The sequence below is a fragment of the Streptomyces barringtoniae genome (assembly GCF_020819595.1).
In the GTDB taxonomy this organism is placed as follows: domain Bacteria; phylum Actinomycetota; class Actinomycetes; order Streptomycetales; family Streptomycetaceae; genus Streptomyces; species Streptomyces barringtoniae.
The window spans coordinates 231645-255167 of record NZ_JAJHNP010000008.1 but is presented as its reverse complement, the minus strand read 5'-3'; the positions used below and the strand labels follow the sequence as shown (position 1 = coordinate 255167).

The 23523-nt window shown below is 71.7% G+C and carries 21 protein-coding genes; 14 read left to right on the top strand and 7 right to left on the bottom strand.

Annotation, left to right across the window (positions count from 1 at the left end; translation table 11 throughout):
- The first annotated feature begins 39 nt into the window (after nt 1-39).
- From LMU33_RS16760 to LMU33_RS16745, 4 genes are all read left to right on the top strand, one after another.
- The gene (locus tag LMU33_RS16760; protein ID WP_228621193.1) at nt 40-1071 is read left to right on the top strand and encodes a LacI family DNA-binding transcriptional regulator; all 1032 of its coding nucleotides are present in this window, start codon (nt 40-42) and stop codon (nt 1069-1071) included.
- 260 nt (nt 1072-1331) lie between these two features.
- Nucleotides 1332-2375, top strand: coding sequence for an LCP family protein (locus LMU33_RS16755; RefSeq protein WP_228621307.1), 1044 nt, complete (start codon nt 1332-1334; stop codon nt 2373-2375).
- 135 nt (nt 2376-2510) lie between these two features.
- The gene (locus LMU33_RS16750) at nt 2511-2867 is read left to right on the top strand and encodes a YciI family protein (protein WP_228621192.1); all 357 of its coding nucleotides are present in this window, start codon (nt 2511-2513) and stop codon (nt 2865-2867) included.
- 42 nt (nt 2868-2909) lie between these two features.
- Nucleotides 2910-4187, top strand: coding sequence for an RNA polymerase sigma factor (locus tag LMU33_RS16745; RefSeq protein WP_228621191.1), 1278 nt, complete (start codon nt 2910-2912; stop codon nt 4185-4187).
- Here the strand turns inward: LMU33_RS16745 and LMU33_RS16740 are convergent.
- Nucleotides 4181-5365, bottom strand: coding sequence for a class I SAM-dependent methyltransferase (locus LMU33_RS16740; protein WP_228621190.1), 1185 nt, complete (start codon nt 5363-5365; stop codon nt 4181-4183). The genes LMU33_RS16745 and LMU33_RS16740 overlap by 7 nt on opposite strands.
- A 91-nt stretch (nt 5366-5456) precedes the next feature.
- Between LMU33_RS16740 and LMU33_RS16735 the strand changes: the two genes are divergently transcribed.
- From LMU33_RS16735 to groL, 4 genes are all read left to right on the top strand, one after another.
- On the top strand, nt 5457-6392 hold the full coding sequence (locus LMU33_RS16735) for a polysaccharide deacetylase family protein (RefSeq protein ID WP_228621189.1): 936 nt from the start codon (nt 5457-5459) through the stop codon (nt 6390-6392).
- Nucleotides 6393-6445: 53 nt separating this feature from the next.
- A complete protein-coding gene (locus LMU33_RS16730; RefSeq protein WP_228621188.1) occupies nt 6446-7246 on the top strand; it encodes a polysaccharide deacetylase family protein in 801 nt (266 codons plus the stop codon).
- Nucleotides 7247-7548: 302 nt separating this feature from the next.
- Nucleotides 7549-7857, top strand: a complete 309-nt coding sequence (groES, locus tag LMU33_RS16725) for a co-chaperone GroES (protein ID WP_039652762.1) — start codon at nt 7549-7551, stop codon at nt 7855-7857.
- Between the two features lie 122 nt (nt 7858-7979).
- The gene (gene groL / locus LMU33_RS16720; protein WP_228621187.1) at nt 7980-9605 is read left to right on the top strand and encodes a chaperonin GroEL; all 1626 of its coding nucleotides are present in this window, start codon (nt 7980-7982) and stop codon (nt 9603-9605) included.
- Between the two features lie 75 nt (nt 9606-9680).
- On the opposite strand, the gene LMU33_RS16715 is transcribed toward groL, so the two are convergent.
- The 3 genes from LMU33_RS16715 to LMU33_RS16705 all read right to left on the bottom strand — a co-directional run bounded on the left by LMU33_RS16715 (nt 9681) and on the right by LMU33_RS16705 (nt 12134).
- Complete coding sequence (locus LMU33_RS16715; protein ID WP_228621186.1) at nt 9681-10388, bottom strand: ester cyclase; 708 nt, start codon at nt 10386-10388, stop codon at nt 9681-9683.
- A 77-nt stretch (nt 10389-10465) separates the two neighbouring features.
- Entirely contained in the window at nt 10466-11239 is a 774-nt protein-coding gene (locus LMU33_RS16710) for an SDR family NAD(P)-dependent oxidoreductase (RefSeq protein ID WP_228621185.1), read from the bottom strand.
- A 226-nt stretch (nt 11240-11465) separates the two neighbouring features.
- Complete coding sequence (locus LMU33_RS16705) at nt 11466-12134, bottom strand: MOSC domain-containing protein (RefSeq protein WP_228621184.1); 669 nt, start codon at nt 12132-12134, stop codon at nt 11466-11468.
- An 80-nt stretch (nt 12135-12214) separates the two neighbouring features.
- On the opposite strand from LMU33_RS16705, the gene LMU33_RS16700 reads away from it, so the two are divergent.
- On the top strand, nt 12215-13114 hold the full coding sequence (locus LMU33_RS16700) for a LysR family transcriptional regulator (RefSeq protein WP_228621183.1): 900 nt from the start codon (nt 12215-12217) through the stop codon (nt 13112-13114).
- 227 nt (nt 13115-13341) lie between these two features.
- Here the strand turns inward: LMU33_RS16700 and LMU33_RS16695 are convergent, their stop codons facing one another.
- The gene (locus LMU33_RS16695; RefSeq protein WP_228621182.1) at nt 13342-13671 is read right to left on the bottom strand and encodes a WhiB family transcriptional regulator; all 330 of its coding nucleotides are present in this window, start codon (nt 13669-13671) and stop codon (nt 13342-13344) included.
- Nucleotides 13672-14051: 380 nt separating this feature from the next.
- Here LMU33_RS16695 and LMU33_RS16690 point away from each other — a divergent pair, with 380 nt between their 5' ends.
- The 4 genes from LMU33_RS16690 to LMU33_RS16675 all read left to right on the top strand — a co-directional run bounded on the left by LMU33_RS16690 (nt 14052) and on the right by LMU33_RS16675 (nt 19467).
- Entirely contained in the window at nt 14052-14663 is a 612-nt protein-coding gene (locus LMU33_RS16690; protein WP_003948568.1) for a response regulator transcription factor, read from the top strand.
- Between the two features lie 1259 nt (nt 14664-15922).
- The gene (locus LMU33_RS16685; protein ID WP_228621181.1) at nt 15923-16510 is read left to right on the top strand and encodes a sigma-70 family RNA polymerase sigma factor; all 588 of its coding nucleotides are present in this window, start codon (nt 15923-15925) and stop codon (nt 16508-16510) included.
- Between the two features lie 164 nt (nt 16511-16674).
- The gene (guaB, locus tag LMU33_RS16680; RefSeq protein WP_228621180.1) at nt 16675-18183 is read left to right on the top strand and encodes an IMP dehydrogenase; all 1509 of its coding nucleotides are present in this window, start codon (nt 16675-16677) and stop codon (nt 18181-18183) included.
- 159 nt (nt 18184-18342) lie between these two features.
- On the top strand, nt 18343-19467 hold the full coding sequence (locus LMU33_RS16675; RefSeq protein WP_228621179.1) for a GuaB3 family IMP dehydrogenase-related protein: 1125 nt from the start codon (nt 18343-18345) through the stop codon (nt 19465-19467).
- A gap of 64 nt (nt 19468-19531) precedes the next feature.
- Here LMU33_RS16675 and LMU33_RS16670 read toward each other — a convergent pair whose 3' ends face one another.
- Together LMU33_RS16670 and LMU33_RS16665 are read right to left on the bottom strand one after the other, a co-directional pair.
- Nucleotides 19532-20095, bottom strand: a complete 564-nt coding sequence (locus LMU33_RS16670; RefSeq protein WP_228621178.1) for a hypothetical protein — start codon at nt 20093-20095, stop codon at nt 19532-19534.
- Between the two features lie 153 nt (nt 20096-20248).
- The gene (locus LMU33_RS16665) at nt 20249-21457 is read right to left on the bottom strand and encodes a nucleotide sugar dehydrogenase (protein ID WP_228621177.1); all 1209 of its coding nucleotides are present in this window, start codon (nt 21455-21457) and stop codon (nt 20249-20251) included.
- Between the two features lie 278 nt (nt 21458-21735).
- Here LMU33_RS16665 and LMU33_RS16660 point away from each other — a divergent pair, with 278 nt between their 5' ends.
- On the top strand, nt 21736-23445 hold the full coding sequence (locus LMU33_RS16660) for a glycerol-3-phosphate dehydrogenase/oxidase (protein ID WP_228621176.1): 1710 nt from the start codon (nt 21736-21738) through the stop codon (nt 23443-23445).
- Nucleotides 23446-23523: the final 78 nt, after the last annotated feature.

Genomic DNA, 23523 nt, shown 5'->3' with positions numbered 1-23523 from the left:
GCCTTCGTCAAGGGGTGCTGCGGGGATACGATCGCGCGCATGAAGCCTGCGAAGCCCACAGAAACGCAGACGGCAACCCTCGCCGAAATCGCCCGTGAGGCCGGGGTGTCGGCTCCGACTGTTTCGAAGGTGCTCAACGGCCGTGCCGACGTCGCCCCCGCCACCCGCACCCGGGTCGAGGAACTGCTGCGCGCCCACGGCTACCGGCGCCGCCGCGCCGAAGCGTCCCGCTCCCCGCTGATCGACCTGGTCTTCCACGAGCTGGAGAGCGCCTGGGCGCTGGAGGTCATCCGGGGCGTGGAGAACGTGGCAAGGGACGCCGGGCTGAGCGTCGTCCTGTCCGAGTCGGCCGGCCGGCTCACCCCGGGCCGCACCTGGGCCGACCAGGTGGCCGCGCGCCGCCCGCACGGCGTGGTGCTGGTGCTGTCCGGACTCGACGAGTCCCAGCGGGCGCTGCTGACCAGCCGCTCCATCCCGTTCGTGGTGATGGACCCGGCGGGCGACCCGGGCCCGGAGGTGCCGTCCATCGGCGCCACCAACTGGCAGGGCGGACTCGCCGCCACCCGTCATCTCGTCGAGCGCGGCCACACCCGGATCGGCGCGATCAGCGGCCCGTCGAGGATGATGTGCAGCCGGGCCCGCGTCGACGGCTACCGCGCGGCCCTGGAGACGGCTGGCCTGCCGGTCGACCCCTCGCTGGTCGTGGCCGGCGACTTCCACCACGACGCCGGCTACCGCCTGGGCCTGCAGCTGCTGCGCCGCCCCGACCGGCCGACGGCCGTCTTCGCGGGCAACGACCTGCAGGCGCTCGGCCTGTACGAGGCCGCCCGTGAGCTGGGCCTGCGCATCCCGGAGGACCTCAGCGTGGTCGGCTTCGACGATCTGCCGGTGGCCCGCTGGGTCGGCCCGCCGCTGACGACCGTACGGCAGCCGCTGACCGAGATGGCCGAGGCCGCCGCCCGCCTGGTGCTGGAGCTGGGGCGCGAGCAGGAGGACCGGGCGGCGACCCGGGTGGAGCTCGCGACCAGCCTCGTCGTCCGCAGCAGTACGGCGGCGCCCGCGGCCGTGTGACGGCGTCGGCCGGAAGCTGTCGTATTGACGGTGGGGTGGGCGCCCCCACACTCCTCCGAAGTCATTCGGTTGCACGACCGAAACTTTCGGCAGCAATGCGCGATGCCGAGGCCGACCGGATCGTCGCCTTCGCCCGGGCCCACCACCAGCAGGTGCGCGGCCACACCGCGGATGAGGAATTCCGAAGAAAACCGACTCACACCGCTTGCGCTAACAGTCCCCTAATAATTCGGACTTACGTTCCTGGCGTGACGCGACACATGGAGCACGACGAGGAGCAAGGCGAAGCAGGCAGACGGGTGGGCCGGCGGCCGGGAGCGCTGAGGATCGTCGGCCTCACCCTCGCGGGCGCCCTGGTGCTGGGCACGGGCGCGGTGGGCTGGGTGTACTGGCATCTCAACCACAACATCAAGAGCGTCGACATCGACAGCGCGCTCGGCGACGACCGCCCGGCGAAGGCGGTGATCGCCCCGGCGGCCACCGCCTCCGCGCTGCCGACCGGCTCCCTGAACATCCTGGTCCTCGGCTCGGACTCGCGCAGCGGCAAGGCCAACAAGGAGCTCGGCGGCGGCGACAGCTCCGGCGCCCGCTCGGACACGGCGATGGTCGTGCACATCGACGCGGGCCGCACGAAGGCCACGGTCGTCAGCATCCCCCGCGACACCCTCGTCACCCGCCCGTCCTGCCCGCTGGCCTCCGGCGGCGCGACGGCGGTGGCCTACGGCGCGATGTTCAACACCGCCTACGAGGTGGGCGGGCCGGTGTGCGCGGTGAAGACCGTCGAGTCGATCACGAACGTCCGCATGGACCACTACATCGAGATCGACTTCTCCGGCTTCGCCAAGCTGGTCGACGCGCTCGGCGGGGTCGACGTCACCACCACGCAGGACATCGACGACGACTACAGCCATCTGCACCTGAAGGCCGGCCCCCACCACCTCGACGGCACGCAGGCCCTCGCGCTCGCCCGCACCCGGCACGGCATAGGAGACGGCAGCGACCTCGGCCGCATAGGGCTGCAACAGATGCTGGTCAAGGACCTGCTGGAGCAGATGGCCGGCACGAACCTGCTCACCGACCCCGCCAGGCTGTACCGGGTCGCCGACGCGGTCACCGCGAGCCTCACCACCGACACCGGCCTGGACTCCCTGAGCGAGCTGATGCGGCTCGGCCAGAGCCTGAAGGGCCTCACGGCCGACCATGTGAGGACGGTGATGATGCCGGTCGTCACCGCCCCCTCCGACCCCAACCGCGTGATCGCGAAGGAGCCGGCGGCGACCGGCCTGTGGGCGTCCCTGCGCTGAGCCGGCACGGCCCTGACGAAGATCGGAGACATCCGCCGGAAAAATCTTCGGTGAGCGTGTCGATCCGGGTGTCTTCCGTTCGACGCATGGGTGAGCGGCGGGGACGGACCCCGCCGCCCGACCGAAGGAGTCACCATGCCCCGCTACCTGTCGCTCGTGCGCATCGACGAGTCCTCCGCCCCTGCCGAGGGCCCCAGCCCCGAGCTGATGCAGCGGATGGGCGAGCTGATCGAGGAGGTCACCAAGGCCGGCGTCATGCTCGACACCGCCGGGCTCACCCCGACCGCCGAGGGCACCCGGGTGCGCTGGGAGGGCGGCAGGATCTCCGTCACCGACGGGCCGTTCACCGAGACCAAGGAGGCCATCGGCGGCTACGCCATCATGCAGTGCAAGGACAAGGCCGAGGCCCTGGAGTGGGCCAAGCGGTTCCTGCAGGTCCACGAGGACTTCTGGACCGTGACCTGTGAGGTGCGGGAGATCGCCGAGGGCTGAGTGCCTGGCGCCGTGCCGTACGGCGGTGTTGCATGGTGGGCTGTGGAACCACAGCCCACCGCCGCGCCCACCGCCGCGCACACGATCGAGACCGTCTTCCGTCTGGAGTCACCCCGGGTCATCGCCGGCGTCGCGCGGATCGTCCGGGACGTCGGCATCGCCGAGGAACTGGCGCAGGACGCGCTGGTCGCCGCCCTGGAGCAATGGCCCCGCGACGGCGTGCCCGGCAACCCCGGCGCCTGGCTCATGGCGACGGCCCGGCACCGCGCCGTCGACCTGATCCGGCGCCGCGAGACCTACGCCCGCAAGCTGCAGGAGATCGGCCGGGACCTCTCGCGGTCGGCTCCGCCGTCGTACGAGGAGCCCGCCGACCCCGACGACATCGACGACGACCTGCTCCGGCTCGTCTTCACCGCCTGCCACCCGGTGCTGTCGCCCGAGGCCCGCACCGCGCTCACCCTGCGCCTGCTCGGCGGCCTGAGCACGGCCGAGATCGCCCGCGCCTACCTCGTCCCGGAGCCGACGATCGCCCAGCGCATCGTCCGCGCCAAACGCACCCTGGCGAAGCAGAGCGTCGCCTTCGAGGTGCCCTACGGCCCCGACCGCGAGGCCCGCCTCGGCTCCGTCCTGGACGTCATCTACCTGATCTTCAACGAGGGGTACGCGGCCACCGCCGGCGACGACCTGCTCCGCCCCGGCCTGTGCGAGGACGCGCTGCGCCTGGCCCGCGTCCTGTCCGCGCTGATGCCCAAGGAGCCGGAGGTGCACGGGCTGACCGCGCTGCTGGAGTTCCAGGCGTCCCGCACGGCCGCCCGTACCGGACCGGGCGGCGAACCGGTGCTGCTGAAGGACCAGAACCGCCGCCGCTGGAACCGCATGCTCATCGCCCGTGGCATCCGCGCCCTGGACCGGGCCGGCGCCACGGCGACCGGCGCCCCGGGCCCGTACGCCCTCCAGGCGGCCATCGCCGCGTGCCACGCGCACGCCCACCGCTACGAGGAGACCGACTGGCGTGCCATCGCCACCCTGTACGGCCTGCTGGCCGCCTGTGCCCCGTCCCCGGTGGTCGAGCTGAACCGCGCGGTCGCCGTGTCGATGGCCGACGGCCCGGCCGAGGGCCTGAAGCTGGTGGACGCCCTGACGGCCGAACCCGCCCTGCGCGACTACCACCTGCTGCCCAGCGTCCGCGGCGACCTGCTCGCCCGCCTCGGCCGTACCGCGGAGGCCCGCACGGAGCTGGAACGAGCCGCCGGCCTGGCCCGCAACGAACGCGAGCGGCAGCTGTTGCTGACGAGGATCCGTTCCCTCGCTGATCACTGAGGGTTCGGGTGGCGCGGTGTCACGGGGGCCCCGATCAGCATGGCCGGTGCGCCCGCGACCCGGGTGAGGAACACCGTCGCCGCGTTCGGCCCCTGTGGCTTGACCTTCCTGCGCAGTTCCTCCGGCTCGACGGCCGACCCGCGCTTCTTCACGGTCAGCGTGCCGACCTCGCGCTCTCGCAGCAGGGCCTTCAACTTCTTGACGTTGAAGGGGAGTCGGTCGGTGATCTCGTAGGCGGAGGCGTACGGGGTGGGGCGCGGTTCGTCGGCGGTGACGTAGGCGATGGTGGGGTCGATCAGGCCGCCGTCCAGCTGCTGCGCAACCTCGGCGACCAGATGGGCGCGGATGACGGCGCCGTCGGGCTCGTACAGGTAGCGGCCCACCGGCCGGACCTCCGGGTCGGGCAACCCCTCGCCGAGGAGGGTGCGCGGGCCGGGCAGCAGGGTGGCACGCACCGCTCCCGGCTCGGTGCCGAACCACACCACGGCCTCCTTCACGTCGCCGCCGTCCGAGATCCACTCGGCCTCGGCGTCGGCGGGGACGGCCTCGTGCGGAATGCCGGGCGCCACCTTCAGTGCCGCGCGGGGTGCCGAACGGGCGGCCTCGACAGCCCAGGACAGGGGCGGCGAGTACGCCTCCGGGTCGAAGATGCGGCCGCGCCCGCCGCGCCGGGCAGGGTCCACGAACACGGCGTCGTAGCCGCCCGTGTCCACCTCGGTGACGTCCGCCTCGCGCACCTCGATCAGCTCGTCCAGCCCCAGTGCCTCGGCGTTCGCCCGCGCCACGGCGGCGGTCGCCGGATCGCGGTCCACGGCCAGCACCCGGATCCCCGCCCGGGCGAACGCGATCGCGTCCCCGCCGATCCCGCAGCACAGGTCGGCCACGGAGGACACGCCGAGACCCCTGAGCCGCTCCGCGCGGTACGTCGCCACACTCGTCCGGGTCGACTGCTCGACCCCGTTCGGCGTGAAGAACATCCGTCCCGCGTCCGCCGCCCCGAACTTCGCCGCCGCCCGCTGCCGCAGCCGGGCCTGGCCGAGCGCGGCCGACACCAGCTCGGCGGGATGGTCGCGGCGCAGCCGGGTGGCGACGGCGAGTTCGTCGGCGGGGGCGGTGTCGCGGACCTCGTCGAGGAGGGCACGGCCTTCGGGGGTGAGGAGGAGAGCGAGGTCGTTCACCGGGTCATTGTCGGCCAGTCGGTGGATCGTGCGCCTTCCGGCCGCGGTGTCGGCCCGGGCTCCGGGTCCTGCCCTGGAAGGATCCGGCACTATGCGAGTAGTCGTACAAAACGATAAAAATCGGTCCCGTCGTGGGCGTCTCACCCTCGGCTGCGGAGCCGCCGCGCTGGCCTGTTCCACACTTCTGTCCAGCTGCGCCGGCTCCACCGACACGACTCGCCCCGTCCCCGCCCAGGGCGGCCCCGTGCATGTCCTGAGCCCCCAGGACCGCCAGGCCGCCGAACATGCCCGCCGGGCCGCCGAACACGCCCGCCTGGTCGCCGCCGCCAGGCGCTGGGGCCTGGCCCAGGTGCCGCTTGCGCCGCCCCCGCCGCCCAGGACCAAACCGGAGATCACCGCCCGGGCCGGTTTCGAGGTCGAACACCAGGAGGACTGGGACCTGCCCCCGGTCTTCACCACGATCCCCACCAGGAAGAAGATCGTCTTCCTCACCATCGACGACGGCTCGGAGAAGGACCCGAAGTTCCTGCGGATGATGCAGGACCTGCAGATCCCCTACACCGCCTTCCTCAGCAACTACCTGGTCAAGGACGACTACGGCTACTTCCGCACGATGCAGTCCTACGGCCACACCCTCAACAACCACACCCTGCACCACCCCTACCTGCCGGGCTTGTCCTACGAGGACCAGAAGCACGAGATCTGCGGCATGCAGGACATCATGAACAAGCGGTTCGGCAGGCGCCCGACGGTCTTCCGGCCCCCTTACGGCAACTACAACCAGGACACCCTGCGCGCCGCCAAGGCCTGCGGCATCAAGTACGCGCCGATCTGGAACGAGGAGGTCTACGTCGACCACTGGGAGTACCGCGAGGACGACCAGAAGATGCGCCGCGGCGACATCGTCCTCACCCACTTCCGCGGCCGCTCCGACTGGAACGGCACGATGATCGACGACATGCGCCGCTTCCTGGACAAGGTCACGCGCGAGGGCTACGCCGTGGCCCGCCTGGAGGACTACCTGTGAGGCCGGGGGCGGGACGCGGGAGACCGGGCCGCGGGCGGCGCCCGGTCCGGTACTTGGGCGCGCTCCTCGTCCCGGCCCTCCTCCTCACCGGCTGCGCCCAGTCCGTCGACCCCATCGAACGCCTCGGCAAGAAGGCCGCCGAGGGCGTACGCCCGCACGGACCCGCTCCCGACCAGACCTACCGCCGCTGGGGCCTGACCGAGCCCCTCGCCCGCCCGCCGCAGCCCGCCGCCCGCGCCCTCCCGCTCGGCCCGCAGACCGGGGACCGTGCCCTGCCCCGCGTCCTGGACCACGTCCCCACCCGCGACCGGGTCGTCTTCCTCACCTACGACGACGGCGCGGAGAAGGACCCCCGCTTCGTCGCCATGGTCCGCGAACTCCGGCTGCCGGTCAGCATGTTCCTCACCGACAGCGTCGCCGGCCCCGGCTACGGCCACTTCGCCCGCCTGCACGGGCTCGGCGCCGGCATCGAGAACCACACCCTCGACCACCGCGCGCTCGCCGGACTGCCGTACGCCGGGCAGCGCGCCGAGATCTGCGGCCAGCAGGACAGGCTCAGGGCCCGCCTCGGCCTGCGCCCCCGCCTCTTCCGCCCGCCGTACGGCGCGTACGACACCACCACCCTGCGCGCGGCGGCCCGCTGCGGCATCTCCACGGTCGTCCTCTGGCGCGCCGCGATGACCCCGACCGAGCTCGTCTACACCCACGGCGAGCACCACCTCCGCCCCGGCGACATCGTCCTGGTCGGCCCGGACGAGACGGCGGGCCCGAGCCGGCGGGAACGCACGGCGAGGCTGCTGCGGAGGGTGCAGCAGGCGGGGCTGACGGTGGGAAGGCTGGAGGACTACCTGTAGAGCACCTTTCCGGTGCCGGCCGGCACATATCAGCCCGTCCGGGGGCGGCAGCCCCAGGGCGGGCGGGGCGGCACAGGCCCGCCGGAAAGCAGCCGGAAGGCAGATCTTCGGCCGACGCGCCGCACGGCATTGGCACTCCGCTTGACCGAGTGCTAATCGCGGTCATAGTCTCGGCTCTGGCACTCCCCCCTGGAGAGTGCCAACAAAGCGACGGGCAGGTCCGGCACCCGCGACGACGGATCGACCTGGTCGCCACCTCAGACAGTTAACCCCGTGAGATCTCCGAAGGGGGAGGTCGGATCGTGACGACCGCCAGCTCCAAGGTTGCCATCAAGCCGCTCGAGGACCGCATCGTGGTCCAGCCGCTGGACGCCGAGCAGACCACGGCCTCTGGCCTGGTCATCCCGGACACCGCGAAGGAGAAGCCCCAGGAGGGCGCCGTCCTCGCCGTGGGCCCGGGCCGGTTCGAGAACGGCGAGCGCCTTCCGCTCGACGTCAAGGTCGGCGACGTCGTCCTCTACAGCAAGTACGGCGGCACCGAGGTGAAGTACAACGGCGAGGAGTACCTCGTCCTCTCGGCTCGCGACGTGCTCGCGATCATCGAGAAGTAGTCACCTCGAGCATTCTTTTGCTCCTGAGCTGCGCCCCTGGCCCCCGCGACCGATAAAGAAGCCGGGCGCCCGGGGCGCAGTTGTCTTTACCACCCATAGATTCCGAGAGGGCTCCCGCTGTCATGGCGAAGATCCTGAAGTTCGACGAGGACGCCCGTCGCGCCCTCGAGCGCGGCGTCAACAAGCTGGCCGACACGGTGAAGGTGACGATCGGCCCCAAGGGCCGCAACGTCGTCATCGACAAGAAGTTCGGCGCCCCCACCATCACCAACGACGGTGTCACGATCGCCCGCGAGGTCGAGATCGAGGACCCGTACGAGAACCTCGGTGCGCAGCTGGTGAAGGAGGTGGCGACCAAGACCAACGACATCGCGGGTGACGGCACCACCACCGCCACCGTGCTGGCCCAGGCGCTGGTGCGCGAGGGCCTGAAGAACGTCGCCGCCGGCGCCTCCCCGGCCGCCCTGAAGAAGGGCATCGACGCGGCCGTCAAGGCCGTCTCCGACGAGCTGCTCGCCTCGGCCCGCCCGATCGACGAGAAGTCCGACATCGCCGCCGTCGCCGCGCTGTCCGCCCAGGACCAGCAGGTCGGCGAGCTCATCGCCGAGGCGATGGACAAGGTCGGCAAGGACGGTGTCATCACCGTCGAGGAGTCCAACACCTTCGGTCTGGAGCTCGACTTCACCGAGGGCATGGCCTTCGACAAGGGCTACCTGTCGCCGTACTTCGTGACGGACCAGGAGCGCATGGAGGCCGTCCTCGACGACCCGTACATCCTCATCAACCAGGGCAAGATCAGCTCCATCCAGGACCTGCTGCCGCTGCTGGAGAAGGTCATCCAGGCCGGCGCCTCCAAGCCGCTGCTGATCATCGCCGAGGACGTCGAGGGCGAGGCCCTGTCGACCCTGGTCGTCAACAAGATCCGCGGCACCTTCAACGCCGTCGCGGTGAAGGCCCCCGGCTTCGGCGACCGCCGCAAGGCGATGCTGCAGGACATGGCGATCCTCACCGGCGCCACCGTCATCTCCGAGGAGGTCGGCCTCAAGCTCGACCAGGTCGGCATCGACGTGCTCGGCTCCGCCCGCCGCGTCACCGTCACCAAGGACGACACCACGATCGTCGAGGGTGCCGGCAAGCAGGAGGACCTCACCGGCCGCGTCGCCCAGATCAAGGCCGAGATCGAGAACACCGACTCCGACTGGGACCGCGAGAAGCTCCAGGAGCGCCTCGCGAAGCTGGCCGGCGGCGTGTGCGTGATCAAGGTCGGCGCCGCCACCGAGGTGGAGCTGAAGGAGAAGAAGCACCGTCTGGAGGACGCCATCTCCGCGACCCGCGCCGCGGTCGAGGAGGGCATCGTCTCCGGTGGTGGCTCCGCCCTGGTGCACGCCTCCAAGGTCCTCGAGGGCAACCTCGACAAGACCGGCGACGAGGCCACCGGTGTCGCGGTCGTCCGCAACGCCGTGGTCGAGCCGCTGCGCTGGATCGGCGAGAACGCCGGCCAGGAGGGCTACGTCATCGTCTCCAAGGTCAAGGACCTGGAGAAGGGGCAGGGCTACAACGCCGCCACCGGCGAGTACGGCGACCTGGTCAAGGCCGGCGTCATCGACCCGGTGAAGGTCACCCGCTCCGCCCTGGAGAACGCCGCCTCCATCGCCTCCCTGCTGCTCACGACCGAGACCCTGGTCGTCGAGAAGAAGGAAGAGGAAGAGCCGGCCGCCGCGGGCCACGGCCACGGCCACGCCCACTGAGCCCGAACGCTCACCACGAAGGCCCGGTTCCCCGCGGGGGAGCCGGGCCTTCGCCCTGTGCGGGACATGCTCCCTCTACCGCTCCAACTCGTCGAGCGCACCCAGCTGTTGCATCAGGCCCAGCTGGTCGTGCTGCCACCACATCTCGGCGATCTTGCCGTCGTCCGTGAGGCGGAACAGCGTCAACCCGGTCATGGTGACCTGCCTGCCGGTGGGCGGGATGCCGAGGAAGTCGCCGTGGTGCGTGGCGTTCCAGGTCCACCGCGCGCAGGCCCGGTCGCCCTGGGTGAGCACGTCCTCGAGCGTGAACGTGAAGCCGAAGCCTCCGCGCCACATCCGGAATTCGCTGCGGGCGTTGTCCAGCCCGATGGTGTCCTGGGGGTTCACCGGATCGTGGCTGTGGATGTCCTCGTCCAGCAGGTCGTTGAGCGGCGGCAGTTCACCGGAGGTCTGCAGCGCCGCGAAGAACCGCCGCACCGTGCCCTCGGCCAGCCGCTCGTCCCGCACGACGTCCAGATCGGTGAACGTCGGGCTCTCGTCGCACAGGGCGACCATCTCCTGGAAGATCCGGTCGGTCTCCGGGAGCTTCGAGTTCCGCATCGCCTCCTCGTACGACGGGAACTCCACCACTTCGACGATGTGCGACGCGTCGGAGCGGTCCTTGCCGACCAGCGCGTGCGTCGCCGTCCGCTTCCCCTTGGTCTGCGCGACCCAGTCGTCCATCAGCCGGTTCATCTCGTCCAGCCGGCTCGTCCTGCACTCGATGAGCTGTACGAAGGTCATGACGCCGCCTCCCGGCCCCCCTGGCCCGGTCTGTGTCACGCTCATTTTCGCACCGGGACGGCAGCGCCACCCGTCCGCTACTGCGGCCCGTACTTGCGCCCCGTCTTCGACGTGATCCCGCCCAGCAGCCCGCGCGGAGCCACCTTCACCAGGCCCATCAGCGCCTTGTAGCGGGGGTCGGGGATCGACAGGGACTTGCCGCGGGCCAGGTCGGACAGGGCAGCCGCGACGAGTTTGTCTGCGTCGAGCCACATCCAGCCGGGGATGTTGTCCGTGCCCATCCCGGCCCGCTGGTGGAACTCGGTGCGCACGAAGCCGGGGCACAGGGCCATCAGGCGGACACCGCTGCCGGCGAGGTCCTTGGCCGCGCCCTGCGTGAACTGCACGACCCAGGCCTTGGAGGCGCCGTAGGTGCCCCGGGGGACGAAGGCGGCCACGGAGGCGACGTTGACGACACCGCCCCGGCCCCGCTCGCGCATCGCCTCGGTCGCCGCCGAGGTCAGCCGGAGCACCGCCTCGCAGTGCACCTTGAGCATCCTGAGCTCGTCGGCCAGCGCCACGTCCAGATAGCGGCCCTTGTTGCCGAAGCCGGCGTTGTTGACCAGCAGGTCGACCGGGTTCTTCCGGTCGCCGAGGCGGTCGGCCACCGCCTCGATGCCCTTGTCCTCGGCCAGGTCGGCGCTCAGCACCTCCACCTCGATGCCGTGCCGGTCGTGCAGTTCGGTCGCCTGTTCGCGCAGCCTCTTGGCGTCCCGGGCCACCAGGACGAGGTCGTGCCCGTCAGCCGCCAGCCGCCGCGCGAACGCGGCACCGATCCCCGCGGTCGATCCCGTAATCAGAGCCGTTGTCATGACCCAAGGTTAGTGACCCGGAGCGAGCGCGTCCGCTGCCCCCGGACACGGGAGTTGGCCCGCGCGGGGCGGGGCGACGGCCCGTGCGACGAGGCGCGCGGGGCTGGGCAGGCCCTCACGGGGGCGGTCCTGCGCGGCGTACGCCCCCTCCCGCACCGGGCGTCCCGGACCTCCCGGTGGGCCCGTTCGGCCCGGCCGGCTCGCCGCGCTCATGGGTGACGGCCGCTCAGCCCGCCTGCTCCGCCATGTACTTGCGGGCCTTCGCCAGTGTCTCCGGGTGCAGCGCCTCGCCCGCCGCGAGCAGCCGCGGCAGCAGCTCCCGCTCGGTGGTGACCGCGCGGAACTGCAGCGCCGCCGTCACCCCGTGGTCCGGCCGGTGAACGATCTCGATCGGATCGCCCGCCCGTATCTCACCCGGTTCGATCACCCGGAGGTAGGCACCTGTTGCGCCCTTCTGTGTGAACCTCTTGACCCAGCCGCGTTCGCCCAGATGGCCCTGGAAGGTGCGGCACGGGATCCGGCCCGAGGTCACTTCCAGGACCACCCCGGAACCGATCCGCCAGCGCTCGCCGATCAGCGCGCCGGAGACGTCCAGGCCGTCCGTGGTCAGGTTCTCCCCGAAGCAACCGTTGGCCAACGATCGGCCGAGTTCGCGCTCCCAGTCGTCCAGGTCCTCGCGCGCGAAGGCGTACACCGCCTGGTCGTCCCCGCCGTGATGCCGCAGCTCGCACACCGCGTCCCCGGCCAGCCCGCTCCCGCCGACCCCCTTGGGGCCCGGCGCCGCCACCCGCACCGGCCCGTCGGCCGGCCTCTTGTCGATGCCCGTCACGCCCTCCGCCTGGTCCGTGTACGGCACTGGCTGCGGGCGACCCAGATTGACCGAGAGAAGCTTCATGACCGCACGGTACGGGACCACACCTCAAAGCGTCGAGCGAATATCGCGCACCATCCCCAAGCTGCGCTTATGCTTTAGGGGTGATCGAGGCCCGTCATCTCCGCGTCCTGCGTGCCGTCGCCGCCACCGGTTCCTTCTCGGCGGCGGGGCGCGAACTGGGCTGCACCCAGCCCGCCGTCAGCCAGCAGATGAAGGCCCTGGAGACCTCGGTCGGCACGCCGCTGCTGGTGCGCAGCGGCCGCGAGATGCGGCTGACCCAGGCCGGGGAAGCCCTGGTCAGGCACGCCTCCGGCATCCTCGCCGGGCTCACCGCGGCCGAGGAGGAGGTCGCGGCCATCGCGGGCCTGCGTGCCGGCCGGGTGCGGCTGGTCTCCTTCCCCAGCGGCAGCTCCACCCTGGTCCCCACCGCCCTGGCCGCCCTGCGCGCCGCCCATCCCGGCACCCGCGTCTCCCTGGAGGAGGCCGAGCCCCCGACCTCCGTCGAGCTGCTGCGCGAGGGCGACTGCGACCTGGCCCTGGCCTTCCGCTACGAGGGTGCGGCGGTCACCGAGGACTGGGACGACCTCGTCGCACGGCCCCTGCTGATGGACCGGCTGGTGGCGCTGGTGCCCGAGCGGCACCGGCTCGCGCGCGCGGAGAGCGTCGCCATCGGCGAGCTCGCCCAGGAGCCCTGGATCGCGGGCTGTCCGCGCTGCCGCGGCCAGCTGGTCGAGGTGTGCGAGGGGGCCGGTTTCACCCCGCGCATCGACTTCGCCACGGACGACTATCCCGCGGTGGCCGGCCTGGTCGGCGCGGGCCTGGGGGTCGCCGTGCTGCCCCAGCTGGCGGTGGAGTCGGTACGGCCCAGGGGCGTGCGCACGGTACGGCTGGAACCGGCGGTCCGGCGCGAGATCGTCGCGCTCACCCTGCCCGACCTGGCACAGGTGCCGGCCGTGGCGGCGACGCTGGAACAGCTGGCCCGGGCGGCGGGGCGCGGCTAGCGGGTCGAGTCCGGCCGACGGCTGGAGGTCCGGGTCCGTCCGGGTGGTCGGGCGCGGCCGGGAGCAGGCGGGGTGCGACGGGCATCCGGCCCGGTGCCATGCGACCGGGGACAGGTCACGCCCCGGGTGCGGGCGGCGCCAGAGTCAAGGGCACGCACGTGGCGAGGCGGCGTGCCCTGGTGGGGGGATGGGTGCACCCGGTGGTCCGTGGGTGCAAAAACGTTCCTTCAGTGGTTGGGGGCGGCGTCCGAGCCGGCGGCCGAAGCCGTCACCAGGCGGTTGCGCGCGCGCCCCATCAACTCCTCACGCTCGTCCTCGGTCAGGCCGCCCCACACGCCGTACGGCTCGCGTACCGCCAGCGCGTGCGCCGCGCACTCTGCGCGGACAGGGCACCTCATACAGACCTCCTTGGCCGAGTTCTCGCGAGCGCTCCGAGCCGCCCCGCGCTCGCCCTCGGGGTGGAAGAAGAGCGAGCTGTCCACGCCCCTGCAGGCAGCCAGCAGCTGCCAGTCCCACAGGTCCGCGTTCGGTCCGGGAAGGCGGGAGAAATCTGCCATTACGTGACCCCTTGTAGCCGTTCTGAGCGGATACGGTGCCAACGACCGTACATCTCCGGTCTAAGGAGATGAAAATATGACTCATTGCGAATCTAGCCTCGGACACCGCAAAACGGGAAGAAAAGGGGCCAAACGGGGCATGGTTGTGATGAAAAGTTGAGGGTCTGTTGGTCGCGTCTGCACCGTGTCGGGGCCCTCACATAGAGTGCCGAAGACGGCCCGTAGCCCCGTAACTCTTTCGAGTGACCGTCGTTGAGAGTGCGGAGGCGGTTGAAAACACAAGAGCTCGGGCAGGCGTCCGAGACGGTCGACCGCACAGGTGACGATTCCGTACCAGCCTGGAGGCTCAAGGTGACGCGCATCAGCTGCGGAGGGCGGTCATGACATCCGTCCTCGTCTGCGACGACTCCCCGCTTGCCCGAGAAGCGCTCCGCCGCGCGGTCGCGACCGTGCCCGGTGTCGAGCGCGTGACGACGGCGGCCAACGGCGAGGAAGTCCTCCGCCGCTGGGGCGCCGACCGCTCCGACCTCATCCTGATGGATGTGCGCATGCCCGGCCTGGGCGGCGTGGAAACCGTGCGCCGGCTGCTGTCCGCCGACCCCGGCGCGCGCATCATCATGCTCACCGTCGCCGAGGACCTGGACGGCGTGGCCCTCGCGGTCGCCGCCGGCGCCCGGGGCTACCTGCACAAGGACGCCTCGCGCGCCGAGCTGCGCGCCACGGTGACGCAGGCCCTCGCCGACCCGACCTGGCGGCTGGCCCCGCGTCGGCTCCGCTCGGCCGAGATGGGCGCCGCGCCCACGCTCACCGCGCGCGAGATCCAGGTCCTGGAGGGCATGAGCCACGGCCGCTCCAACGCCGAGATCGGCCGCGAGCTGTTCCTCTCCGAGGACACGGTCAAGACGCACGCGCGGCGCCTGTTCAAGAAGCTCGGGGCTTCGGACCGGGCCCACGCCGTGGCGCTCGGCTTCCGCTGGGGACTGGTCCGGTAGACGGTGCCCGGCCCTGCGGGGCGGGCGGGGCCGGTCCGGCGCCGGGTGCCACTCCCGGAGCCGGACGCATATCCGCCTCCCCGGGCAGCAGCGCAATGTCTCACCGGCCCCTTCGGGGAGCCCCGGGCCGACTGCCGAACCGAACCCGTCGCACGTACGGCACCGCACGGGGCTCAGGCGCCGAAGCGCCGCGCCTCGGCCCCGCGCGGTGCCGGACGAGCGCGCGCCCTTCGGGGGCGCCGTCGGTCCCGAGGCGGCACCGGCACGCGCGCGTACGCGGAACTGCACTGCGGCTCCGTTGCGGCACGGGCACGTCCTGTCCGGCGCCGCCGCGGGTGGCGCGGACGATCGCCCTGCGCGGCGTGGCGTCCGTGTGCTGCGCGCGGAACGGTCGCCGGTGCAGGGGCGGCTGCCTCGGGCGGGCATGTCCTGCGCAGCTGTCCGGCGGTGCGTGGCGGCGTGGGCGGGCGTGTCATGCGCAGCATTGCCGCGCGTGGCGGGACGACCGCGGTCGCGCGCGGTGTGGACGATCGCCCTGCGGGGCGCAGTTTCCGTGTGCTGTGCGTGGAACGGTCGCCGGTGCGGGGGCGGCTGCCTTGGGCGGGCATGCCCTGCGCAGCTGTCCAGCGGTGCGTTGCGGCCGCGGGCGGGCGCGTCCTGCCCGGAATTGCCGTGTGGGCGACGATCACCCCATGCACTGCGCGCCGCCCCTGCGCGGGGCACGGGTGCGTGCCTCGGCTCCGGTGTCGAATCGACGCGTCCCGGTCATGGTCCCGGTCCGCTCGAAGAGGTGGTCCGGTGACTCTGGGAGGTGGGTGCCGGTGAAAGACCCCGACGGGGGTTCCCGTTGCCCGGGGAAGCGGCCGTGATGCGCCGTCGAGAGGTGGACCCGGTCACACCCGAGGAGCCGGGCGGCAGGCGGTCGGCCGGGCGCGTGAACGGAGATCCACTCCGGCAACACCCGTGGTCGGCGCCGCCCGGTGAGGCCGGGGACGGACACGGCCGGGCCGTCCGCGCCCCGGCCGTACGGCTTCGCAGGGTGCTTCGGAGGGCGGCGTACGGGTCGACCTGGCGGGCGCGCGCTGCTCGTTTCGGCGCGGATGCCGCATCCTTGAGATGTGGAGTCTCTCGGGGACGAGTCGGTCGAGCGGAAGGGGAGGGCGCAGGAGATGAGTGCCGGCGCACCTGCTCATAACGCTTCAGTGCACAACCACGAGCACAATGCGACGGACCGGACGGCCACAAGGCACCATGGACCGATGCGCGACGACGAGGCGGGCACGGCCCACGGGGCGATCGGTGCGCTCGTCCATCGCGCCGTCGACGGGGACCAGCAGGCCACGCACGACCTGCTCGCCCATGTCCACCCGCTGGCGCTGCGCTATTGCCGCACCCGGCTGTCCCGGCTGCCCGGCGACGCGCGTCACTTCGTCGAGGACCTCGCCCAGGAGGTCTGCGTCGCCGTCCTGCTCGCGCTGCCCCGCTACCGCGACACCGGCCGCCCCTTCGAGGCGTTCGTCTTCGCCATCGCCTCCCACAAGGTCGCCGACCTGCAGCGTGCCGCGATGCGCCACCCGGGTTCGACGGCGGTGCCCTCCGACGAGATGCCGGAACGGCCCGACGACTCCCTCGGCCCCGAGGAGCGCGCCCTGCTCAGCAGCGACGCCGAGTGGGCCAAGAAGCTGCTGGCCAACCTCCCCGAGAACCAGCGCGAACTGCTCCTGCTGCGCATCGCCGTGGGCTTGACCGCGGAGGAGACGGGGCAGATGTTGGGAATGTCACCCGGCGCGGTCCGGGTCGCCCAGCACCGGGCACTGAGCCGCCTGCGCGCGCTCGCCGAGCAGTAACACCCTTGTGAGAAGCCTCTGCAGCTCCCTTCGGTGAGCAGGCACGCTTCCGCTTCCGTACGAACATACGAAGCCTGAAGTCACCCCGTACCGTGGAATTTGCTAGCGATGCTTCCCGTTAGCATGGACATCCGCACCGATCAAGGCCATTTGGGGAAGGTGTCATGACTGCCAACGTCGACGGAGTGCCCGGAAAATTCGCGACACTCGGGCTGACCTACGACGACGTGCTGCTGCTGCCGGGCCCGTCGGACATGGCACCCGACGAGATCGACACCGCCTCGTACGTCTCCAAGAACGTGCGGGTCAACATCCCGCTGCTGTCGGCGGCCATGGACAAGGTGACCGAGTCCCGCATGGCCATCGCGATGGCCCGCCAGGGCGGCGTCGGCGTGCTGCACCGCAACCTCTCCATCGAGGACCAGGCCAACCAGGTCGACCTGGTGAAGCGCTCCGAGTCCGGCATGGTCACCGACCCCATCACCATCCACCCGGACGCCACGCTCGCCGAGGCCGACGCGCTGTGCGCCAGGTTCCGCATCAGCGGCGTCCCGGTGACCGACGGCGACAAGAGGCTCCTCGGCATCGTCACCAACCGTGACATGGCCTTCGAGAGCGACCGCGGCCGCCGTGTGCACGAGGTCATGACGCCGATGCCGCTGGTCACCGGCAAGGTCGGCATCTCCGGCCCGGAGGCCATGGAGCTGCTGCGCAAGCACAAGATCGAGAAGCTGCCGCTGGTCGACGACGCGGGCATCCTCAAGGGCCTGATCACCGTCAAGGACTTCGTCAAGGCCGAGCAGTACCCGAACGCCGCCAAGGACGCCGAGGGCCGTCTCCTGGTCGGCGCGGCGGTCGGCGTGGCCGGTGACGCCTTCGAGCGCGCCCAGGCCCTGATCGAGGCGGGCGTCGACTTCATCGTGGTCGACACCGCGCACGGCCACTCCCGGCTGGTCGGCGACATGATCGCCAAGATCAAGTCGAACTCCTCGGGCGTCGACGTCATCGGCGGCAACATCGCCACCCGCGACGGCGCCCAGGCCCTGGTCGACGCGGGTGCCGACGGCATCAAGGTCGGTGTCGGACCGGGCTCCATCTGCACCACGCGCGTGGTCGCCGGCGTCGGCGTCCCGCAGGTCACCGCGATCTACGAGGCCGCGCTCGCGGCCAAGGAGGCCGGGGTCCCGGTCATCGGCGACGGCGGTCTGCAGTACTCCGGCGACATCGCCAAGGCCCTGGTCGCGGGCGCCGACACGGTCATGCTCGGCTCGCTCCTCGCGGGCTGCGAGGAGTCCCCGGGCGAGCTGCTGTTCATCAACGGCAAGCAGTTCAAGTCGTACCGCGGCATGGGCTCGCTGGGCGCCATGCAGACCCGTGGCGACCGCAGGTCCTTCTCCAAGGACCGCTACTTCCAGGAGGGCGTCGCCTCCGACGAGCAGCTGATCCCCGAGGGTATCGAGGGCCAGGTGCCCTACCGCGGCCCGCTGTCCTCCGTCGTGCACCAGCTGGTCGGCGGTCTGCGCCAGTCGATGTTCTACGTCGGCGGCAGGACCGTGCCCGAGCTGCAGGCGGGCGGCCGGTTCGTGCGGATCACCTCGGCGGGCCTGAAGGAGAGCCACCCGCACGACATCCAGATGACGGTCGAGGCGCCCAACTACAGCAGCAAGAAGTAGCTCTCAGGCAGTACGACCGCGCATCCACGCGCGCGTGAAGACCGAGCAGCGGCGGTCCCGGAGCACCGGGGCCGCCGTTGTCGTCCCCGCGGAGGGCTTCTGTCGTAGCCGTCGGCGATACTGGAAGGCGCTGCAACGCATAGGGAAAGGCCTAGAGACGTGACTGAGATCGAGATCGGGCGCGGCAAGCGCGGCCGCAGGGCGTACGCCTTCGACGACATCGCCGTCGTCCCCAGCCGCCGTACGCGGGACCCGAAGGAGGTCTCGATCGCCTGGCAGATCGACGCCTACCGCTTCGAGCTGCCCTTCCTGGCCGCTCCCATGGACTCCGTCGTCTCCCCGGCCACCGCGATCCGCATCGGTGAGCTCGGCGGCCTCGGCGTGCTCAACCTCGAGGGCCTGTGGACGCGGTACGAGGACCCGCAGCCGCTGCTGGACGAGATCGCCGAGCTGCCCGTCGAGCGGGCGACCCGCCGGCTGCAGGAGATCTACGCGGCTCCCATCAAGGAGGAGCTGATCGGCGCGCGCATCAAGGAGGTGCGCGACTCCGGCGTGGTCACGGCGGCCGCGCTCTCCCCGCAGCGCACCGCCCAGTTCTCCAAGGCGGTCGTGGACGCGGGCGTGGACATCTTCGTCATCCGCGGTACGACGGTCTCGGCGGAGCACGTGTCGTCCTCGCACGAGCCGCTGAACCTGAAGCAGTTCATCTACGAGCTGGACGTCCCGGTGATCGTCGGCGGCTGCGCCACCTACACCGCGGCCCTGCACCTGATGCGCACCGGCGCGGCCGGCGTCCTGGTCGGCTTCGGCGGCGGCGCCGCCCACACCACGCGCAACGTGCTGGGCATCCAGGTGCCGATGGCCACGGCCGTCGCCGACGTGGCCGCGGCCCGCCGCGACTACATGGACGAGTCCGGCGGCCGGTACGTGCACGTGATCGCGGACGGCGGTGTCGGCTGGTCCGGAGACCTGCCGAAGGCGGTCGCCTGCGGCGCCGACGCGGTGATGATGGGCTCCCCGCTGGCCCGCGCCACGGACGGGCCCGGCAAGGGCCACCACTGGGGCATGGAGGCGGTCAACGAGGAGCTGCCGCGCGGCCAGAAGGTCGACCTGGGCACGGTCGGCACCATCGAGGAGATCCTCACCGGCCCGTCCCACACCCCGGACGGCTCGATGAACTTCTTCGGCGCCCTGCGCCGCGCGATGGCCACGACCGGCTACAGCGAGCTGAAGGAGTTCCAGCGGGTCGAGGTGACCGTCGCGGACAGCCAGCACCGCCGCTGACGCGTACGACGCACAGGGCCCGGCCACCGAGAGGTGGCCGGGCCCTGCCGTTTGCGCGAAGGCGTTACGCGGCGGCCTTCTTGGTGCCGGAGAACGCGGCGAACCCGGCGATGCCGAAGAAGAGGAAGGTCAGCGGGTCGGCTTCTTCCTTCCAGGCCTTCTGGACGATGTCGAAGTGGTCGAAGAAGACCTGGGAGAAGCTCAGGCCGGTCGCCTTGGCGCCGATCATGGCCTCGCCCACCAGCTGACCGAAGTAGACGGAGGCCAGGGACAGGACGACGGCGGCGATCGGGAGGACGGGGTTGCGGCCGCCGACCTTGCCCGCAGCGACACCGACGACGAAGCCGACGCCGACGGCCGCGTAGCCGATCTCGTGCTTGGTGGCGCCGATGATGAGGCCGTAGAGCGCGGCGGCGGCCACGGCGGCGACGACCGCGGCGACCAGGCCGAGGACGAGGTTGTTCCGGGCCGGTGCGGGCGGCACCGGTGCGGCGAAGGCGCCGGGCTGGGGCGCGTGGGCGCCCGGCTGCGGCGGGTACGGCGCACCGGCCGGGGCCTGCTGGGCGTACGGGTTGCCGTCGGCCGGTCCGGACGTGGGCGGCTGCGGCGGTGGTGCTGACTGGCTCATGACAGAAATCCCCCCGAGATGGAGCACGACTGTAAGGACGGATGCGGAAGGCCCGCGCACGTGCGCTCGCCGCGCACGTGTGTGCGGCGAGTCCGGGGGAGACTAACAGCCGGGGACGACAACACCCCCGGCCGTTTTCCGTTCGTGACCGGCTCAGAGCCGGTGTGCCGCCCCGGTGGGCGTGGCCCCGCGCGTGTCCAGCAGCAGCTGCGCCTTCACCGACAGGCCCTGCAGGTCGTACGTGCGGTGCTGCTGGAGCAGGATCGTCAGGTCGGCCTCGGCGGCGGTGTCGTAGAGCGAGTCCGCGCGGGGGACCGGGCGCTCCAGGACGTTCCAGGAGGCCACGAGCGGGTCGTGGTAGCTGACGGAGGCGCCCAGCTCCATCAGCCGGATCGCGATCTCCTGGGCCGGGGTGCCCTGCAGATCGGCGAGATCGGGCTTGTAGGTGACGCCGAGCAGCAGCACGCGCGCGCCGCGGGCGGACTTGCCGTGTTCGTTGAGGAGGGTGGCCGCGCGCTGGACGACGTACCGGGGCATCCGGCTGTTGACCTGCTGGGCCAGCTCCACCATGCGCAGGGTGCGGGTGGCGTGCCCGGTCAGGTCCTGCGGGACGCCGTGCCCGCCGACGCCGGGCCCGGGCCGGAAGGCCTGGAAGCCGAAGGGCTTGGTCTCGGCGCACCGGATCACGTCCCACAGATCGACGCCCAGCTCATGACAGAGCACGGCCATCTCGTTGACGAGCGCGATGTTGACGTGCCGGAAGTTGGTCTCCAGCAGTTGTACGGTCTCCGCCTCGCGCAGTCCACGCGCGCGTACCACCTTGTCGGTGATCCGGCCGTAGAAGGCGGCGGCCGACTCGGTGCAGGCCGGGGTGAGGCCGCCGATGACCTTGGGGATGTTGGCGGGGGCGTGGTCGCGGCTGCCGGGGTCGACCCGGCTGGGCGAGTAGGCGAGGTGGAAGTCCCGGCCGGCGCGCAGCCCCGAGCCCTCCTCCAGCAGGGGGCGCAGGAACTCCTCGGTCGTGCCGGGGAGCACCGGCGACTCCAGGATGACGGTGGTGTGCGGGCGCAGCCGCTGGGCGAGGGCGCGGGCGGCCGCCTCCACCTGGCCGAGGTCGAGTCCGCCGTCGGCGCCGCGCGGGGTCGGCGCGCAGATCACCGCGGTGCGCACCCGGCCGAGCTGGGCCGGGTCGGTGCCCGGCCGGAAGCCGGCGGAGAGCATCCGGCGCAGCTCGGCGGGGCTGAGTGAGCCCGCCTCGGGGCCGGTGGCATAACCGACGGTGGGGATGCCCGCGGCGACAGCGGCCTGGGCGAGCGGCAAACCGTAGGGGCCGAGTCCGATGACGGCGAGGTCTGCGGGCATGGCTGGGCCGTCCTTCCCAATAGCCGAAGCGGGACAGTTGCGCAATCGCTGTGGACAGCGTGAGCGAGCGCTATGCCAGGCTAGGTACATATATGACCGTTATGTGTGATTGTGTTCGTGTGTCTTCCGAGGGTTGTGCGCGAGTTGTCCACAGGTTGGGAGCCCGTGGTGGCTGAAGTCGGGCAAGCCGGTCAGAATTTGGGCAGGAGGAGGGATGAACCGGGCTTCGCCCACCGGGTGCGGCCCACGCGAGCGAGTCTGCGACAGCGGGAGGCAGCGTGAGGACAGCGACTCTGGGGCCGACGCAGCGCGCCGAGGCACTGGCGGCGATGGCGGAGCGGGAGCTGGACGTGCTGGTGGTCGGCGGCGGAGTCGTCGGCGCGGGCACCGCTCTGGACGCCGTCACACGCGGCCTGTCCACCGCTCTGGTCGAGGCCCGCGACTGGGCCTCCGGCACCTCCAGCCGGTCCAGCAAGCTGATCCACGGCGGTCTGCGCTATCTGGAGATGCTCGACTTCGCGCTCGTCCGCGAGGCCCTGAAGGAGCGCGGACTGCTCCTGGAGCGGCTCGCCCCGCACCTGGTCAAGCCGGTGCCGTTCCTCTACCCCCTGCAGCACAAGGGCTGGGAGCGGCTCTACGCCGGCTCGGGCGTCGCGCTCTACGACGGGATGTCCATGGCCCGCGGCCACGGCCGGGGCCTGCCCCTGCACCGCCATCTGACCCACCGTCAAGCCCTGCGCGTCGCACCCTGCCTGAAGCGGGACGCCCTGGTCGGCGCCCTGCAGTACTACGACGCCCAGATGGACGACGCCCGCTTCGTGGCCACGCTGGTGCGCACGGCGGCGTCCTACGGCGCGAAGGCGGCCAACCGCGCACGCGTGACCGGGTTCCTGCGCGAGGGCGAGCGGGTGGTCGGTGCGCGGGTGCACGACCTGGAGGGCGGCGGGGAGTACGAGATCCGCGCCAAGCAGATCGTCAACGCGACCGGGGTGTGGACCGACGACACCCAGGCCATGGTGGGGGAGCGGGGACAGTTCCACGTCCGCGCCTCCAAGGGCATCCACCTGGTCGTGCCCAAGGACCGCATCCACTCCAGCACCGGCCTGATCCTGCGCACCGAGAAGTCCGTCCTGTTCGTCATCCCCTGGGGCCGGCACTGGATCGTCGGCACCACCGACACCGACTGGAACCTCGACAAGGCCCATCCGGCCGCGTCCAGCGCCGACATCGACTACCTGCTGGAGCACGTCAACTCGGTGCTCGCGGTGCCGCTCGGCCGCGACGACGTGCAGGGGGTGTACGCCGGTCTGCGTCCGCTCCTCGCCGGCGAGTCCGACGCCACCAGCAAGCTGTCCCGCGAGCACACGGTCGCCCATCCGGTGCCGGGACTCGTGGTCGTGGCGGGCGGCAAGTACACCACCTACCGCGTGATGGCCAAGGACGCGGTCGACGCGGCGGTGCACGGCCTGGACACGCGGGTCGCCGACTGCGTGACGGAGGAGACCCCGCTGCTGGGCGCGGAGGGGTACCAGGCGCTGTGGAACGCGCGCGCCCGGATCGCCGCCCGAGCCGGACTGCACGTGGCCCGCGTGGAACACCTGCTGAACCGGTACGGCTCCCTGGCCGAGGAACTGCTGGACCTCATCACCGCCGATCCCGCGCTGGGCCGGCCCCTGCAGGGCGCCGACGACTATCTGCGCGCCGAGGTGGCGTACGCCGCCTCGCACGAGGGCGCCCGGCACCTGGACGACGTCCTCACCCGCCGCACCCGCATCTCCATCGAGACCTTCGACCGGGGCACCCGCAGCGCCCGCGAGGCGGCCGAGCTGATGGCACCGGTCCTCGGCTGGGACAAGGACCAGATAGAGCGCGAGGTGGAGCACTACGAGAAGCGGGTGGAGGCCGAGCGCGAGTCCCAGCTCCAGCCCGACGACCAGACGGCGGACGCGGCGAGGCTGGGAGCGCCGGACATAGTGCCGTTCACATGAGGGAGTGTGGCCGAAGCCGGCCCGTGAGCCGGCTGCCCGGCACCGGCCGAATGCCCGTCACCCCTGCCGAAACCAGGC

Coding starts and splice junctions, on each gene's coding strand:
- groL (WP_228621187.1), top strand. CDS start 7,980: ATGGCGAAGATCCTGAAGTTCGACGAGGACGCCCGTCGCGCCCTCGAG.
- LMU33_RS16695 (WP_228621182.1), bottom strand. CDS start 13,671: ATGGCAGATTTCTCCCGCCTTCCCGGACCGAACGCGGACCTGTGGGAC.
- LMU33_RS16670 (WP_228621178.1), bottom strand. CDS start 20,095: ATGAGCCAGTCAGCACCACCGCCGCAGCCGCCCACGTCCGGACCGGCC.
- LMU33_RS16750 (WP_228621192.1), top strand. CDS start 2,511: ATGCCCCGCTACCTGTCGCTCGTGCGCATCGACGAGTCCTCCGCCCCT.
- LMU33_RS16705 (WP_228621184.1), bottom strand. CDS start 12,134: ATGAAGCTTCTCTCGGTCAATCTGGGTCGCCCGCAGCCAGTGCCGTAC.
- LMU33_RS16760 (WP_228621193.1), top strand. CDS start 40: ATGAAGCCTGCGAAGCCCACAGAAACGCAGACGGCAACCCTCGCCGAA.
- LMU33_RS16755 (WP_228621307.1), top strand. CDS start 1,332: ATGGAGCACGACGAGGAGCAAGGCGAAGCAGGCAGACGGGTGGGCCGG.
- LMU33_RS16665 (WP_228621177.1), bottom strand. CDS start 21,457: ATGCCCGCAGACCTCGCCGTCATCGGACTCGGCCCCTACGGTTTGCCG.
- LMU33_RS16690 (WP_003948568.1), top strand. CDS start 14,052: ATGACATCCGTCCTCGTCTGCGACGACTCCCCGCTTGCCCGAGAAGCG.
- LMU33_RS16735 (WP_228621189.1), top strand. CDS start 5,457: ATGCGAGTAGTCGTACAAAACGATAAAAATCGGTCCCGTCGTGGGCGT.
- guaB (WP_228621180.1), top strand. CDS start 16,675: ATGACTGCCAACGTCGACGGAGTGCCCGGAAAATTCGCGACACTCGGG.
- LMU33_RS16685 (WP_228621181.1), top strand. CDS start 15,923: ATGCGCGACGACGAGGCGGGCACGGCCCACGGGGCGATCGGTGCGCTC.
- LMU33_RS16710 (WP_228621185.1), bottom strand. CDS start 11,239: ATGACAACGGCTCTGATTACGGGATCGACCGCGGGGATCGGTGCCGCG.
- LMU33_RS16715 (WP_228621186.1), bottom strand. CDS start 10,388: ATGACCTTCGTACAGCTCATCGAGTGCAGGACGAGCCGGCTGGACGAG.